The organism is Luteibacter flocculans (genome assembly GCF_023612255.1).
Taxonomy (GTDB): Bacteria; Pseudomonadota; Gammaproteobacteria; order Xanthomonadales; family Rhodanobacteraceae; genus Luteibacter; species Luteibacter flocculans.
This window is the reverse complement of sequence record NZ_CP063231.1, coordinates 2,326,550-2,342,415: the sequence shown is the minus strand read 5'-3', so window position 1 is coordinate 2,342,415 and position 15,866 is coordinate 2,326,550. Positions and strand designations below refer to the sequence as shown.

Annotated in this window: 13 protein-coding genes; 5 read left to right on the top strand and 8 right to left on the bottom strand. The window is 65.4% G+C overall.

The annotated features are described in order from the left end of the window. On the bottom strand, positions 1 to 894 hold the full coding sequence (locus tag IM816_RS09895) for an acyl-CoA desaturase (protein ID WP_250340735.1): 894 nt from the start codon (positions 892 to 894) through the stop codon (positions 1 to 3). Between the two features lie 137 nt (positions 895 to 1,031). Next, the gene (locus tag IM816_RS09890) at positions 1,032 to 2,621 is read right to left on the bottom strand and encodes a histidine kinase famiy protein (RefSeq protein WP_256470152.1); all 1,590 of its coding nucleotides are present in this window, start codon (positions 2,619 to 2,621) and stop codon (positions 1,032 to 1,034) included. A 488-nt stretch (positions 2,622 to 3,109) separates the two neighbouring features. Here IM816_RS09890 and IM816_RS09885 point away from each other — a divergent pair, with 488 nt between their 5' ends. From IM816_RS09885 to IM816_RS09875, 3 genes are read left to right on the top strand one after another with little or no spacing between them, the layout of a single operon-like run. Further along, entirely contained in the window at positions 3,110 to 3,772 is a 663-nt protein-coding gene (locus tag IM816_RS09885; RefSeq protein ID WP_250337940.1) for an ABC transporter ATP-binding protein, read from the top strand. Further along, complete coding sequence (locus IM816_RS09880; RefSeq protein WP_250337939.1) at positions 3,765 to 6,287, top strand: FtsX-like permease family protein; 2,523 nt, start codon at positions 3,765 to 3,767, stop codon at positions 6,285 to 6,287. Before IM816_RS09885 ends, IM816_RS09880 begins: the two co-directional genes overlap by 8 nt. After that, a complete protein-coding gene (locus tag IM816_RS09875; protein ID WP_250337938.1) occupies positions 6,287 to 7,354 on the top strand; it encodes a lipocalin-like domain-containing protein in 1,068 nt (355 codons plus the stop codon). Before IM816_RS09880 ends, IM816_RS09875 begins: the two co-directional genes overlap by 1 nt. A 156-nt stretch (positions 7,355 to 7,510) precedes the next feature. Here the strand turns inward: IM816_RS09875 and cydB are convergent, their stop codons facing one another. Together cydB and IM816_RS09865 are read right to left on the bottom strand one after the other, a co-directional pair. Beyond that, positions 7,511 to 8,518: a cytochrome d ubiquinol oxidase subunit II gene (cydB, locus tag IM816_RS09870; protein WP_250337937.1), complete on the bottom strand. Its 1,008-nt coding sequence runs from the start codon at positions 8,516 to 8,518 to the stop codon at positions 7,511 to 7,513. 6 nt (positions 8,519 to 8,524) lie between these two features. Beyond that, positions 8,525 to 9,943 carry a cytochrome ubiquinol oxidase subunit I gene (locus tag IM816_RS09865; RefSeq protein ID WP_250337936.1) on the bottom strand — a complete coding sequence of 473 codons (1,419 nt, stop codon included), beginning with the start codon at positions 9,941 to 9,943 and terminating at the stop codon, positions 8,525 to 8,527. Between the two features lie 203 nt (positions 9,944 to 10,146). Between IM816_RS09865 and IM816_RS09860 the strand changes: the two genes are divergently transcribed. Both IM816_RS09860 and comJ read left to right on the top strand, forming a co-directional pair. After that, complete coding sequence (locus IM816_RS09860) at positions 10,147 to 11,301, top strand: calcium:cation antiporter (RefSeq protein WP_250337935.1); 1,155 nt, start codon at positions 10,147 to 10,149, stop codon at positions 11,299 to 11,301. Between the two features lie 213 nt (positions 11,302 to 11,514). Then, positions 11,515 to 11,976 (top strand): competence protein ComJ, encoded by a 462-nt coding sequence (comJ, locus tag IM816_RS09855; RefSeq protein ID WP_250337934.1) that lies wholly within the window; start codon positions 11,515 to 11,517, stop codon positions 11,974 to 11,976. On the opposite strand, the gene IM816_RS09850 is transcribed toward comJ, so the two are convergent. From IM816_RS09850 to IM816_RS09835, 4 genes are all read right to left on the bottom strand, one after another. Further along, positions 11,973 to 12,644, bottom strand: a complete 672-nt coding sequence (locus tag IM816_RS09850) for a YoaK family protein (protein ID WP_250337933.1) — start codon at positions 12,642 to 12,644, stop codon at positions 11,973 to 11,975. The two genes, comJ and IM816_RS09850, sit on opposite strands and share 4 nt — an antisense overlap. 123 nt (positions 12,645 to 12,767) lie before the next feature. Continuing rightward, entirely contained in the window at positions 12,768 to 14,075 is a 1,308-nt protein-coding gene (locus IM816_RS09845; protein WP_250337932.1) for a carbohydrate-binding protein, read from the bottom strand. 467 nt (positions 14,076 to 14,542) lie between these two features. Further along, the gene (locus tag IM816_RS09840; protein WP_250337931.1) at positions 14,543 to 15,355 is read right to left on the bottom strand and encodes a CHAD domain-containing protein; all 813 of its coding nucleotides are present in this window, start codon (positions 15,353 to 15,355) and stop codon (positions 14,543 to 14,545) included. A gap of 49 nt (positions 15,356 to 15,404) precedes the next feature. After that, positions 15,405 to 15,770 carry a 2-hydroxyacyl-CoA dehydratase gene (locus IM816_RS09835; RefSeq protein ID WP_250337930.1) on the bottom strand — a complete coding sequence of 122 codons (366 nt, stop codon included), beginning with the start codon at positions 15,768 to 15,770 and terminating at the stop codon, positions 15,405 to 15,407. Positions 15,771 to 15,866 lie beyond the last annotated feature (96 nt).

Sequence of the window (15,866 nt, the reverse complement as noted above, 5' to 3'; positions counted from 1 at the left end):
TCAGTACCTCGCCTTGGCGTGTATCCACGCGGGTACGCGCTTGAGTTCCCAGACCAGACCCAACGCTTCCATGGCCTTCAGGCCGTACCAGGTCAGGTCGATCTCCCACCAGCGAAAACCTTGCCGTGCCGAGCCGGGATAGAAATGGTGGTTGTTATGCCAGCCTTCGCCGAAGGTGATGAGCGCAAGCCACAGATTGTTGCGGCTGTCGTCGCGGGTCGGGAAGCGCCGCCGACCGAAGCGGTGGGCCAGCGAGTTGATGGTGACGGTGGCGTGGAACAGCACGATGGTGGAAATGAAGAAGCCCCAGACGAGCATCTGCGGACCGTCGGTGTGCCACGAAGGCACGTAGCGATGCAGGCCTGCGCCCAGCGCATACAGGACAACGGCCAGGATCAGGGGTACGACGACGTCGTAGCGATCGAGCCAGCGCAGTTCCGGAAACGTTCGCAGGTCGGGCACGCGGTCCAGATCCGTCCGAAAGGCCGCCGGCGTCAGGAACCAGCCGACGTGGCTCCAAAGGAAGCCCCGCACGGAGGGCGAATGCGGGTCGAGCGGCGTGTCGGCGTGAATATGGTGGTGCCGATGGTGGGCTGCCCACCATAACGGGCCGCGCTGGACGCAAGCGGCACCGATCACGGCAAACACGAACTGCACCGCACGCGACGTGCGGAATGCGCGGTGCGAGAAGTAGCGATGGTAAAAGCCGGTGATCGCGAACATGCGTACGGCGTAGAGCAGGCACGCCACGACGACCGCGACGGTGGACACTCCCACCCAGATCACCGCCAGGCAGGCCACATGCATGGCGATGAACGGTACCGCGCGCAGCCAGTCGATCCGTCGCTCGTCGCCCACGGCAACGTCGGCGCCCCCGTCGAACCACAGGCGCAGCCTCCCCAGACCATACCGGCTGGAGCGGCCGGTAGCAGGAGAGGGCGTCGCAGTCTGCTTCATGGGGAGTCCTTTGCCGGTCTTGCAGGTGTATACGTTCGCCAGGGCGAATCGGATGCACCTGCGCGGCCGAGGACTCAACTGATGCCGTTCGGGCCTTCGAGCACGATCCGAACCTTGCGCAGCAGGTCCACCATGGCATACGGCTTGTCGATGACGTCGTAGGCCGTGCCGCGCGCGTCGGTCCGTTCGATGGACGACTCCGCGTAACCGGTGGTCAGCAAGACCTTGAGATCGGGCCGGAGGGCCTGCGCCAGGCGGGCCAACGCGACACCATTCAGGTTCCCTGGCATCACCACATCGCTGAAGAGCAGGGCGAAGTTGCCGTCCCGTTCGAGCACCGCCAGGGCTTCCTGGGCATCGCTGAGCGCCACCACGTCGTAGCCATGACTTTCCAGCATGGTCTTGGCGATGTCCGCGAGATCCGCTCGATCGTCCACCACCAGGACCCGCTCATGCCCGCGTCGCCCCGTTGTGTGGCCGGCGCGTTGGCTCTGTCCGGCGTCCTGGTCGGCAGGAGCCTCGGTGACCGGGAAGTAGAGCGTCACCGTGGTGCCTTGTTGCAGCGCCGACTGGATAGCGACGGTGCCGCCCGATTGGCGGACGAAGCCGTAGACCATCGACAAGCCCAGCCCGGTGCCCTTGCCTTCCTCCTTGGTGGTGAAAAAGGGGTTCAGCACGTGGGCGAGGACTTCCGGCGGCATGCCGCTGCCGGTGTCGACGACGTCGATGGCAATGAAGTCGCCGCCGCGGCCCGCCAGATCGCCCTGGCTGGCAATTTCGTCGGTTGCCGCGTTGCGCGTGCGCACGATGAGCGTCTTTTCCGGCGAACCCACCATGGCATCGCGCGCGTTCAAAGCGATGTTGAGCAGCGCCACTTCGATCTGGGTCGGATCGAGACGCGCGTTGCGCACCTCTGCCGCCAGGCGCAGATCGAGGCGAACGTCCGCCCCCAGTGCGCGTACGAGCATCTCGTGGAGATTGCGAATGACGTCGTTCGGATTGAGCACGCGGCCCTGCAAGCTTTGCTTGCGTGAGAAGGCCAGGAGCTGCGACGTGAGCTTGGAAGCGCGTTGGATGGCGCCGCGGGTGCGGCCCGCGAGACCCAGCAGCCGCGCGGTGTCGATCTGTGGCCGGCTGAGACCGGCTTCGATGACCTCGACGTAGCCCATCATGATCTGCAGGAGATTGTTGAAGTCGTGCGCCACACCGCCGGTCAGTTGCCCAAGAGCCTCCATCTTCTGCGCCTGACGCAGGGCTTCTTCCGCGTCGCGGCGACGGCTGATGTCCAACTGCGAGGCGAAGAAATAGATGACGTTGCCGTTCCTGTCATACACAGGCGACACGAACAGCGCGTTCCAGAACGTGGAACCGTCCTTCCTGTAGTTCAGAATTTCCGTGGCGATCTCGCGCTCGGCGGCCACCGCATCGCGCACCGCGGCAATGGTTGCCTGGTCGGTTGCCGGACCTTGCAGAAGACGACAGTTCCGCCCAAGCAACTCGTCGTATGTGTAGCCGGTCATGCGCAGAAATGCGGGGTTCGCAAAGACGATCGGATTGTCGGCCTGCTTGGGGTCCGTCACGATCATCGGCATCCGCGTGGTGGATACCGCCGCAAAGAAAATGCTGCCTGCCTCCTTATCGAGCCCTTCGTAAATCATAGGCATGGGGCCGGTATCGTGGATGGGAATGTGGTCCGCCATGGCAGCCGTCTCGCATCGAAAGGCGCGATGGTGCCACGAGCTGGCGCGGGATCCCGTTCAATTGACGGTGTCTTCACCAAGGTGAAGTCGCTCATTCCGGCCGCGTTTAATTGCGTGAACGCGACGGCAAGCCTGTGCCTCTGCCTGTGCGAGCCGCCATGACGGCGACGAGCCAACACAGCAAGGTGGGAGCCAGCCTGCTGGCGAAAGGCCAACGAAGCGGTGTAGCAGCGAGGTAAGCTCCCATCGCCAGCAGGCTGGCTGCCACCGGCAAATTCCTTGCCGCCATGGCGGCTCCCACAGGAGGGCGGGGGCGTTGACGCAATGCGGTGCAGAACACGTGCTTGCGCATAGCTGGGCGTAATTTGCATAGCGGAGCTTCACCTCGCCAGCATGGCGCCCACCAGACTGCGAGTTAGACTGCGCGCTCCGTTTACCATGGAGTCACCCTGATGTTGAACGTCGCTGGCCTGGTCAAGGCAGTGCCTGGCGGAAGGACGCTCTTCGAGGGGATCGATCTTGCGCTCGCGGCAGGCGAGTTCGTTGCGGTGACGGGTGAGTCCGGCGCTGGCAAGTCCACGCTGTTGAATCTCATCGCGGGGCTCGATTCGCCAGATGCCGGCATGGTGTCGATAGACGGCACAAACATCGCCAGCCTCGATGACGACGGTCGCACGCGATTGCGGCGCGACCATATTGGTTTTGTCTTCCAGGCGTTCCACGTCCTACCGCACTTGGACCTCGCCCATAACGTCGCGCTTCCACTCGCTCTGCAAGGGCGGGATCCGCAGGAGGCGTTGCATGCAGCGGAGACGATGCTGGCCTCGGTCGGCCTGGGAGGACGCGGCGATGCCTATCCTCGCGAACTGTCCGGTGGCGAGCTGCAACGGGTGGCCGTGGCACGTGCGCTCGTGCATGGGCCGGGGCTGATCCTGGCCGACGAGCCCACGGGCAACCTCGATCCGGACACGGCGGCTCGTACGCTGGCCTTGTTTGTCGAGCGCGTGCGCGACACGGGTGCCGCCGTCGTGCTTGTGACCCACTCGCGCGTCGCCGCCGCAGCGGCCGATCGCGAACTCGTGCTTACGCCGACCGGGCTGGTTCAACGTGGCTGAGTGGCAGGTACTTCCCGTGGTGCGCCGCTGGCTCATCGCAAGCGAGTGGCGCGCGTATCCCGGGCGGTTCTTCACGGCGGTATTGGCAATCGCACTCGGCGTTGCACTCGGTTTTGCGGTGCATCTCGTGAACGCCTCTGCACTCGGTGAGTTCGACAAGGCGATGCACGCAGCCAACGGCAGCGCGGACCTCACCGTGCGCTCGGCGAATGCATTCGGATTCGACGAAAACCTCTACCCACGCATTGCGCGCTTGCCCGGTATGCGCGTGTCGCCGGTGGTCGCGCTGGCCGGCGTCGCCGAAGGCAAGACACCGGTCTCGATCGACGGCGTGGACATCTTTCGCTGGCTGGGCGCTGCACCCGTCCAGGACGCGGATAACGGCGCCGGCGCCGACGCGTTTGGCGATTTTCTCGTAGGGCGTGCCGTCCGCGTTTCCTCCGCAGTGCTGTCGGCAACCGGACGCAGGGTGGGCGATCGCCTGCGGCTCGACGCGAATGGACACACGTGGTCTGTACGTATCGCAGGTGAGATCCCCTCGACGGACGGACGTGCCTCCGTGCTCGTCGACATTGCCGCCGCACAATGGCGATTCGGATCGCTCGGGCGTCTGCATCGATTGGACATCCATCTATTGCCCGGCACGAACGCCGCCGAGGCGCGCCGATCGATCGAAGCGTTGCTGCCGGCCGATGCGATGGTGGCCGATGCGGCAAGCGATCGGAGTCGTAACGAGGGCCTGTCGGCCGCCTATCGCGTGAACCTGGACATGCTCGCCCTCATTGCGTTGTTGACGGGCGGGTTCCTCGTTTATTCCGCCCAGTCGCTCTCCGTCGCGCGTCGTCATGCGCAGTTCGCGCTGCTTCGCGTGTTGGGCATGGAACGCCGCAAGGTACTGGCCCAGGTGCTCACCGAGGCGCTCGTGCTGGGCTCCCTCGGCGCGGCGGCGGGCATCGGACTGGGCATCGCGCTCGCCGCGCTGGCGTTGAAGCTGTTGGGCGGCGATCTGGGAGGCGGCTATTTCATGGGCGATGCGCCGACGCTGGTCTTCGCGCCGTGGGCTGCGGCGAGCTTCGCTGCATTGGGGGTCGCCGCGGCAGTGCTGGGTAGCATCGTTCCCGCGTCGGCCGCCGCGCGACTCGCACCGGGTGTCGCGATCAAGCAGGCGGGAGACATGGGCGATCCGCGGCGACGCCAACGTTCATGGCCCGCCCTGGCCCTGTTGGGCGCCGCGCTGCTCGTGTCCTTCCTGCCGGCGGTGGGTGGCATCGCGGTGTTCGGCTATGTGGCGATGGCGCTTCTCCTGGCCGGCGGCGTGATGCTCATGCCATCGCTCGCCCGCGCGCTCGTGGCGCCACTGCGTCTTGCGCCGTTCCGTAATCTGCCGTTTCGCCTGGCGACCGAGCGGCTCTGGGGAGCGCCATCGCAGGCCTCCGTGGCATTGTCGGGCATCGTGGCGTCCACGGCGTTGACCGTGGCGATGGCCATCATGGTCACGAGTTTTCGCGGATCGGTCGACCATTGGCTGGACGATGTGCTGCGAGCCGACATCTACGTGTCGGCGGAGAACGGTCCGACGGGTGGATTCGACGCCGACGCGCAGGCCCGCATGCGCCGCGTACCGGGCGTGGCATCGTTCGACGTACTGAAGGAAACGCCGTTGCAGTTCGACAAGCAACACCCGCCCGTGGTGCTGCGCGCGCGGGTGATGGCCGGGACGGAGAAGCATCTGGCGCTGATGGATAGACAGGCTGCGGTACCCGAAGGGCAGATTCCCGTATGGGTCTCGGAGCCAGCGTCGCGCATCTACGGCTGGCGGCCAGGCCAACGATTGACCTTGCCGTTGCCGGGTGCGCCGCTGGTGACAGTGGCGGGCATATGGCGCGATTACGCGCGCCAGCACGGTGCCATCGTCATCGACGATGCCGCGTATACGCGGCTTACAGGGGATGGCGCGCGCACCGGCGTGGCCGTCGTGCTCGCGCCTGGGGCGCAAGCCACCGACGTGATCTCGCGGCTGCGAGCTGCGGCGGGACCGGCGTATGCGAGCGCTACGGTGAGCCGGCCGCAGGACATTCGTCGTCAGGCGCTCAAGACGTTCGATCGCAGCTTCCTTATTACCTATCTGCTCGAAGCCATTGCCATAGCGGTGGGTCTTGCCGGCGTGGCGGCGACCATTGGGGCGCAGGTACTGTCGCGCATTCGCGAGTTCGGCATGCTCCGGCACGTCGGGGCCACACGCCGCGAACTCGCCCTCATGCTGGTCACGGAGGGTGCATTGCTCGGACTCGTGGGTGGCATTGCCGGTGTGGCGCTTGGTGCGGCCATGAGCCAGGTGCTGATCCACGTGGTGAATCCCCAGTCGTTTCACTGGACGATGGACACGATGCTGCCCTGGACACTGCTTTGTTCGGCGGTGGCCGGGCTCGTCGTCGCCACGTCGGGCACGGCGCTGATTGTCGGGCGTAGCGCGTTCTCCGCCAATGCGGTGCAGGCGGTGAGGGAGGATTGGTGATGCGCAAGCTGGCTGCACTCGCGTTGCCCTGGTTGCTTACGATGGCGGCCGCCGGCTTCGCCGACGACCGCGTGACGTACCCGGCCGTTTCACCGCACGATCCGGTCGTGCTGCCTCGCGATCATGGCGCCCATCCGGATTACAAGACGGAATGGTGGTACGTGACCGGCTGGTTGCAGACCACCACGGGACCGGTCGGCTTCCAGGTCACCTTCTTTCGCTCGCGCCTTCCGTTTGACGACGGCAATCCAAGTCGCTTCGCGCCGCGGCAGTTGATCGTGGCGCACGTCGCGCTGGGCGACCCTGCGGTCGGTCACCTCCAACACGGGCAGCGGATGGCGCGCGAAGGATTCGGCCTGGCCGAGGCGGCGATCGGCGATACCGACGTCACCATCGACGACTGGCGTCTCGTGCGCGACAAGGATGGCGCGTTCGCCGCGCATGCAGGCTCGGACGCGTTCACGCTCGACCTGCACATGTCGCCGACGCAGGCGCCGTTGTTGCAGGGGGATCGGGGCTACAGCCGCAAGGGGCCGGAAGAGGCGAGTGCGTATTTCAGCATTCCGCACCTCGCCGTCACAGGCCGACTGACACGCAACGGCCACGCAGAAACGGTGCGCGGCGAGGCATGGCTGGATCGCGAATGGTCATCGAGCCTGCTCAATACGCGGGCGGTCGGCTGGGACTGGGCGGGGCTCAATATGGACGATGGCAGCGCGATAACGGTGTTCCGCGTGCGCGATGCGCAGGGCGGCGTGGTCTGGACCGGCGGCAGCGTGCGTGGCGGCGACGGGTCGCTGCTGATCCTTGGGGCCGGAGACGTGACGTTCGAGGCACGGCGACGTTGGCGCTCGCCACGCACGGGCGCGATGTATCCCGTGGAAACCGAGGTCTCGATCAAGACGCCGGCCGGTGTGCGACACATGACGCTGCGCCCGTTGTTTGACGACCAGGAGCTGGACTCGCGGCCGACCGGTGGCCCCATTTATTGGGAAGGCGCAGTCAGCGTGGACGGCGGCCGCGGCTTTCTCGAACTTGTCGGTTACGGTGGCAAGGCACGTCTTTAGAGCGTTCGCACCGGTTCGTGATTCAGCCGGGCGATGGGTCGTGTCAGCGCGGTATCAGCAGGCGGAAAAAGGCGGCGACGAGACCCACGGCAACGACGCCTCCCAGGTAGAGAAGCACGAACCAGCCTGCCTGACGCCAGCGTGCGCGCGCGGCCATCAGTGGTACCCCGGATCGTCGTGCCGCACCTTCCCACGGAACACCCAGTAGGCCATGGCGGTGTAGACCAGGATGACGGGGATGACGATGGCGGCCCCCACCAGCGTGAACAACTGGCTGGAGCGCGGCGCCGACGCGCTCCAGATGTCCAGCGACGGCGGCACGATGTTCGGGAAGATGCTGATGATGAGGCCGCTGTAACCGAGGAACAGGATCGCAAGCGTCAGCAGGAAGGGCGCGCGATCCGAGCCGCGGCGCAGGCACACGAGGATGCCCACCAGGCATGCGATCACCAGCACCGGTACGGGAAGAAAGTAGAAAAGGTTTGGCAGCGAGAACCAGCGCGCCGCGACAGCCGACTGGCCGACGATCGTCCACACGCTGACGATGCCCACGGTGGCGCCCAGCACCCAGGTGAGCGGACGCATCAGCACGCCCATGCGCCGCCGCAACTCGCCCTCGGTCTTCATCAGCAGCCAGCCGCAGCCGAGCGTGGCATAGGTCACGAGCAGGCCAAGCCCGGTGAACAGGTTGAACGGCGTGAACCAGTCGAACGCGCCGCCGGCGAACTTGCCGTCACGAATGGGAATGCCTTGCAGCAAGGTACCCAGGATGACGCCCTGGGCAAAGGTGGCGACGCCGGAGCCCGCGATGAACGCGAGATCCCACAGGTGCTGTGTGCGTCGTGCCTTCGCGCGCACTTCGAACGCCACCCCGCGGAAGATCAGGCCGCACAGCATGGCGATGATGGGCAGATATGTCGCGGGCAGCAGCGTTGCATAGGCCACGGGAAACACGGCGTACAGCGAGGCGCCGCCGAGCACCATCCAGGTCTCGTTGCCATCCCACACGGGTGCCACCGTGTTGAGCATGACCTGACGTTCGCCCTCGCGATCGAAGAAGGGAAAGATCAGGCCGATGCCGAGGTCGAAGCCGTCCAGCATCACGTAGAGGAAGACGCCGAAGCCGATGATGGCCGCCCAGATGATTGGCAGGTCGATATGCATGGCGGATCACTCGTCGATGGGATCGGTGGGCCGCGAAAGCGGACGATGGTCGAACCGTTCCTTGCCGCGCCCCGTATCTGGCGCCTCGGCATCGGCTTCGTCGCGAGGCAGGTCGGGGCCCTTCGCCATGAGCTTCAGCATGTAGTAAATGCCGGTGCCGAAGACGAGGAAGTACACCATCACGAAGATCATGAGCGAGGTACCGACCTGTTGCTCCGTGAGCGCGGACACGGCATCGCGCGTGCGCAGCACGCCATAGACGACCCACGGCTGGCGCCCCGCCTCGGTGGTGATCCAGCCGGCAAGGAGCGCGATGAGCCCGGACGGCCCCATGACCAGCGCGAAACGTTGCAACCAGCGCGCGCTATAGAGCCGATCGTGGCGACGCAGCGCCAATGCGGAAAGCGCGAGCAGCAGCATGAGCAGGCCCATGCCCACCATGATGCGGAAGCTCCAGAACACGATGGTGGAATTCGGGCGGTCCTCGGGTGCGAAGGACTTCAGTCCGCGCACCTCGCCGTTCCAGCTATGGGTCAGGATCAGGCTGCCGAGATGCGGCACTTTCACCGCATAACGTGTGGTTTCCGCCGCCATGTCGGGCCATCCGACGAGGTTCAGCGACGTGCCGCCTTGTTCCGTTTCCCACAGGCCTTCGATCGCGGCGATCTTTGCCGGCTGGTATTCACGCGTGTTGATGCCGTGCGCGTCGCCTACGGCGATCTGGACCGGCACCACGACCAGCAGCATCCACAAGGCCATGGAGAACGATTTGCGAATGCCCGCATCCTTGCGCCCCCGCAGCAGATGCCAGGCAGCGCAGGCGCCGACCAGGGTCGCTGTGACGATGAAGGCCGCCAGGGCCATGTGCACGAGGCGATAGGGAAATGACGGATTGAAGATGATCTTCATCCAGTCTTCGGGAACGATACGCCCGTCGACGAGCGCATAGCCCTGCGGCGTGTGCATCCAACTGTTCGACGACAAGATCCAGAACGTCGAGATAAGCGTGCCGGTCGCGACCATCAACGTGGCAAAGAAATGCGCTCTCGGTCCCACCTTGGTCCAACCGAACAGCATGATGCCGAGGAAGCCGGCTTCCAGAAAGAACGCCGTGAGTACCTCGAAGGTCAGCAACGGGCCTGTCACGGCGCCCGCCACCGTGGAGAAACCCGACCAGTTCGTGCCGAACTGGTAGCTCATGACCACGCCGGAAACCACGCCCATGGCGAAGCCGACCGCGAAGACCTTGGACCAGAAGAAGAACAGTTCCTTGTAGACGATCTTTCCCGTCTTCAGCCACAGGCCTTCGAGGACGGCGAGGTAGCTCGCCAGGCCGATGCTGATGGCGGGAAAGATGATGTGAAAGGACACGGTGAAGGCAAATTGCCAACGCGCCAGCAGGAGGGCTGTCTCGGATACGTTCATGGGAATCTCCGTCTGGTTTCGCAGTCTAGGGTGTGCCGTCAACCGCGCATGCGCCCGCGTCGTTTTGGCGCGTGGACGATTGTCGCAGGGCAGGTAACCCACCTGACTTGCAGCGTCTTGCTGCGATGGGGCGGTTCGTACCCCGCCGGCCGTGTGCTCAATGCTAGGATCGACCGGTCCACACCGGGATCGTGGAGACAGACGTGGAGACACCACCCGTTTCGATCGACACGCCACGCAAGCGACCTTCCCGGCGTTGGCGCCAGATGTTGCGCGAGGAGCGCTTTCTGGTCGTCAGTCTTGGCACCTGCGTGATCTTCATGCTGGCGCCTGAGAGCCTGCTGCCCGCGGCGCCGTCCATACTCTGGCTCGCGATCGTTTTCGCATGGCTGTTCCTCGTGATTCTGGGGTCCGCGGTCTCGGTGGTGCGTCATGCCGAGCATCTGGCGCATCACCTGGGCGAGCCACGCGGCACGCTGGTCCTCACGCTCGCCGTGACGTCCATCGAGATCATGAGCATCGCCGCCGTGATGCTGCACGGGGCGAACAACCCGACGCTGGCACGCGACACCTTGTTCTCGGTGGCCATGATCGTGTTGAACGGCATGGTTGGCGTGGCGCTCCTGCTGGGTGGCCTCAGGCATCGCGAGCAGAGCTACAACCTGCAAGGCGCGAACGCGTACCTCGGTCTCATCATTCCGTTGGGCGTACTCGGCATGGTGCTCCCCACTTTCGATCAAGATGCCGTCGACGCGACCCTGCGCGTGTCGCACCAGTGGTTTCTTGCCGTTTCAGCGTTGCTTCTCTACGCCGTCTTTCTGGTGCTGCAGACTCGCGGGCTGCGCGGCTACTTCATTTCGGGGAAGACGGCATCACACGATGATTTGCCGGAGCGCACCGCAGGCCATGGACCCCGCGTGGCAGCGTGTTTTCTCGTGGCGTACCTGATTCCCGTGGTGTTCCTCGTCGACAAGCTCGCGGTGCCGGTCGATTACGTGGTGGAAACGTTGGGCGCGCCAGCGCTGCTGGGCGGACTGGCGATGGCCGTGCTGATGGCGATGCCGGAGGGCATGGGGGCCATCCGGGCGGCCAACCGCAACGAGTTGCAGCGTGCCGTTAACGTGCTGCTCGGTTCGGTACTCTCCACGATCGGCCTGACGATTCCCGCCGTCCTCATCATCAGTTGGGTGACCGATCATCCGGTGACGCTGGGCATCGGCGGTTCCGACCTGGTGCTCTTCCTGCTGACCCTGGTGCTGTCCATCATGACGTTCACCAGCCCGCGCACGCATCTGCTGCAGGGCGCGGTGCACCTGCTGGTCTTTGCCTATTTCGTATTCCTCATCTTCGCGCCCTGACGGGGATCGTCGCTTCGTCCCGTCCGGCCTCTTGCCTCGCGACGGCGGCGACCTTCACGGTCGGACCGGCAATCCGGAGTCCGTTCCTTCGTGACCTGTCCGGCCCGGCGGCGGGGGATCGTCCGTTTCATCCGGTTTACGCCGAAAGTGCGGTCGGAGCGCCACATTGGCCCGCGTATGATCGCCCCGGGTTCCCATGGAGATGAAGGGCCGGTGGAAAAGATACTCAAGGACGTCCGCCTCACGGGACGCGAGGTGACCGTATGTTGGGCGGCGATTCCTTCGCCGTACGTGGTCTGGAACGAACGGCAGCTCGGGCAGGGGTTCGCCTGGCGACCGGGAGCCGTGTCGTTCCGTACATTGGAAGACGATGGCCCCCATGACATACGGATCTATCGAGTCCGTGGCGAGCCGCCTTTGCCGCCGCGGGCGGTACGGGTCATCGAGGTGCCATTCCTGTTGCCGGTGGCCAACGGCATCGAAGTCGGTGGCCGGCTCGATACGCGGATGCTCGGGTGGCTGGCCGGAAGCTACCTGCTGCGCGTGGCGTTCTTCAACGCGCCGCGTTTGGAGTTTGCCTTCATGAAAGACGCGGAGCCGCGGTTTGCCATACCGGTGGCCGATGCGGCGATTGCGCGGCGTACGGACTTCGACCTGAGCGGCATACCCGCCTAGATCGACGCTGGCGCAAGCGGGTCCAGACGCCGGCCTGTCGTGAAAGCCATGGCGAAGACCACCGCGGCAGGAAGCCACAGCGCGCGACTCGTCCAGGCATCGGCGAGCGCGGCACCGGCGATGCCTCCGGCAATGAACGTGCCGATGACGACGACGCAGAGGCGAGCCCGTCGGCCGTCATAGGTGGCGCCACGCAGGCGCTGACCGAGGGCTATACCCAGATCGGTGAACATGCCGGTCACGTGCGAGGTGCGCAATACCGCGCCGGTGACCAGTGAACTGGCACCATTCTGCAGTCCGATCGCCAGCGCGCAGAGGCACGTGCCGACCGTGGGCCATCCGTCGAGCACGTGGGCCGCCACGACAAGCAGTACGCCTTCCATCGTCAGCATCGCAACGCAGGCACGCCCGCGCGCCCAGCGCGCCGAGCGGATCGTCCACGCACTTGCCATGCAGCCGAGCGTGAAGAAGCAGATGATCGCCGCGGCATGCAGCAGCAAGGCGACGTTGCCGGTGCCGATGCCGATGGCACCTTCGGTAGATATGCCGGTGAGGTGGGTGACTCCGCCGTGGTGCAAGGCAAGCAGTGCGATGGCATTCGTGGCGCCTGCGGCGAAGGGCAGGGCGGCAGCCCAGCTCCAGACCCAGCGCGGGAAGGGAGGAATCATCGGCATCGAAGGTGTGCGGAAGGGCCTTAGTTTCGCACGAACCGCACGCGTTACCGCACTCCGGCAGCGAAGCCGGACCAACGCGTATCGCGGAGGCGATGGCCCCCGCGATACGCCGGGGCATCACCGCCCCAGGTCGCTCAGGAAACGCTTGGTGTATTGCAGCACGCTCGTGCTCGGCACGGAGTTGCACGTGGGCGACGCAAACCCGCCGGAGCAGGGCGTGTCACGGTCGAGCGACCAGAAGTGCAAGCCCGCCAGCTTGTTGGTCGCGGCGTAATTGACCACGGTGTCCACGTCGCTGACGGTGAAGGTTTCGCTCGCGACGTCATTGAGGCCGATCATCGGCGTGATTTCGATCTTGCTGAGCGGAATGCCGTAGGTGTGCTGCAGGTTCGTTACGGCCTGGATCGCCGACTGGCCCATGTCGCAGCTACCGTTCTTCACCACGCAGATGCCGGGACCCGCCGCACCGTAGTCCATGGTCATGAGATTGATGGTGTAGTTCTTCAGCCCCGATGCCTTGACCGCGCGAACGACGGCATCGCCGGTGGCGTTGACGCCGCCGTAGCTTCCGTCTGACGCCGCGAGCGTGGCGAGCGTGAAGGAGAAGCGCAGGTTCGGATACAGACTCTCGGCATAGACCGCGTTGCTGACCAGCGCGTTGAGCTGTGCCGGCGTCTGCCCGCTCTCGATGTCGAAGTCCACGCCGACCATGTGCGGCGTCATATAGGTGGAAAGAAACTTGGCCATGCCGGTGGCGCTGCCGCAGGTGAATACGCCGGCCTGGCCGCCCGTGGACACGACGTAGTTGATCCCGGCGCTGTTGAGGCGCTGGATGTTGGCGCTCGCAAAAGCGGACGCGGGCACACCACCCCAGTTCTCGCTGCCGCATTCGCCGGACGCGAATGCCAAGGTGATCGCACCAAGGTTGGGTACCTGCGTGGAGACGAGGCTGCCACTGCCCACGACGGGCAAGCGCGTGCCGGTCACCATCGTCGACATGATGTTCGTATTCCAGTCGAGATTGATGGTGATGTCCTTGTACGGACTGAAGAGCAGATCGCCAGCGGCCGGTGGCGGATTGTTCGGCGGCGGGTTGTCGGGTGGCGGGTTGTCCGGCGGGGTACTGCCGCCGCTGCACGCGCCTTGCGAGGTCCAGGGCTGGCCGGAGCCGCTTCCGCCGTTATGGGTCGCGGGATCGTCGCCCTGCGTCCACCAGTTGGCGAGATAGTTCACGCCATTCTCGCTGGCGACGTTGCCGCCGGTGTAGACGGTGCCCGCACTCCAGGCGGCCGCGCAGGCGGTGGTCGCGTGCGCAGCGCGAAGTGGCACGGCGGAGGAAAGGGCGAGTGCGATGGCCACGCCTAGCGTGCCGGTACAGCTGCCGGCCCACACGCGGGACGGCATGGCGAGTGACTTCATGAACATGGAGCGCCTCCGGATCGAAGTGAAAGGAAGGGGCTCGCGAAAGCCGCGGTCGTGCCGTGCCCTCCGTTCCCCTGGTCGCGTCCGTGCGGTACCACCTACTGCGAAAGCGGACCCGGTTTAGTACTGAAATGACAACGTTGTCTATCTGCCTTGTCGCGAAGTGTGACGGCCGCCGTGAAGCGTGTTTAACGAGCCGTGATGCGCTGCGGCGGGTATGTCAGGACATGGGATGTGTTTTGCGCTGCTGGGCATCCCTGGCGTTTGACGCGATGCATCAGCCGAGAGCTTGCGGGAATTGTCCGCTGGCTGTCCTCAATGACAACGACGGTCATTTGGCCGTACGACGGAGCAACGGCGATACGATCCGGCTTGCCGATTACGCGCCTTCGCGCCGTGCAGGGATGCGCCACCTCTCAAGGCCGTTCCTCGACCGGGCGATGACGCCTGGACGTTCATCGCGCCGTCTCTCAAACGGTGTCGCGCGGCTTCCGTCGTTCCTTGTCGATTTCTTCGATCAGGGGCGCGACGGTGTCCGCTTCGCCCAGGGCTCGCAAGGTCTTGCGAAGTTCGCGCAGGTCCTGGGTCGCCCCGAGCGTATCGGAAAGCTTCGATAGGGCGCGGTGCGTGGCTTTATGCAGGTGGGCGTCGCGCCCTCCCTGCGTCCCGAGCGCCTTGGATGCCTTGTGCCGCAGTTCCAGTTGCATGCGCAATCGGCGCACACGGCGGCGCCAGCGATGGGTGTTCTCCGGGGAGGGCTTGGCCGATGCCCGTTTCTGCGCCTTGGCGACGCGTCGCTCCGAACGAGCCAATGCCTGTTCCACCACGCGCTCGTCGACCCGGTTCCACGGTAGTGCTTCGACCTTGGTGGCGAGCTCCCGAAGCTGCCGGCGGCGAGCGAGGAATCGGGGATCGTCGTTCAGCACGTCTGCAAGGCGACCCTCGCAGCGACGTTCCAGCAGATCGATGGCGCGAGCCCACGACGGTGACGGCGCTGCGCCAGCGAGTTTTCGCGCCATGGTCGTAGCGACGTAGGCGTCGCGCAGCGGTGACAGGCTCTCGGCAAGCCGGGTCAACACCGCTTCGATCGCAGGCAATTCTGCTTTGAAAGGCGCCTCGCCGAGACGCAGGAGACTCTTCAGCCGGCGAAGGGATTTGCGCGCCTCATGGACGCCCCGGTGCCGTTGCGTCGCATCGGCCAGCGACCGATCCGCCTTGCGGCATTCCTTGAGGGCAAACGCGGCGAGTACGGCACCGATGGAGGTAGCGGTGGGCTTGGCCATGCGCATTAGATAGCAGACCGGTGCCAGGTGCCATCCGGCCCGGCAGGTATCAGCTGGCGGAGCCGTCGTCCCCTGGTTCGGCTGTCTTGCGTCGGCGACGCGGCTTGGGTTCGCTTGCCGCAATCAGGGCCTGGAGATAGGCGATGCCTTCCTCCTTGGGGAACCAGGCCACCACATCGGCCACGGTCAGCCCATGGCGCAGCCGCAGCGCCTCGAACTCGGCACGGGCCGCGGCCAATGGATCGACCTTGGGCGGGCGACCGCGGCGCTTCGGCGGTGCGGGTGGGGGCGCCGGTACTGGCGCTGGCGTGGGAGCAGCCTGGGGCACGGCGGGCTCGTCCTTGGCGGCCTTGCGGTCCAGGGCAGCAAGCTCCTCCTGGAACTGTTTGAAGTCGTATTTGCCGGACGAGTTCATCGCGATACTTGGACCAGTGGAACGGCCATTGTGCCACGCCATGCCCGTCTTCGCCGTGAGAAACAGGGACAGATGCCCTCGTTTCGCACGGCGATG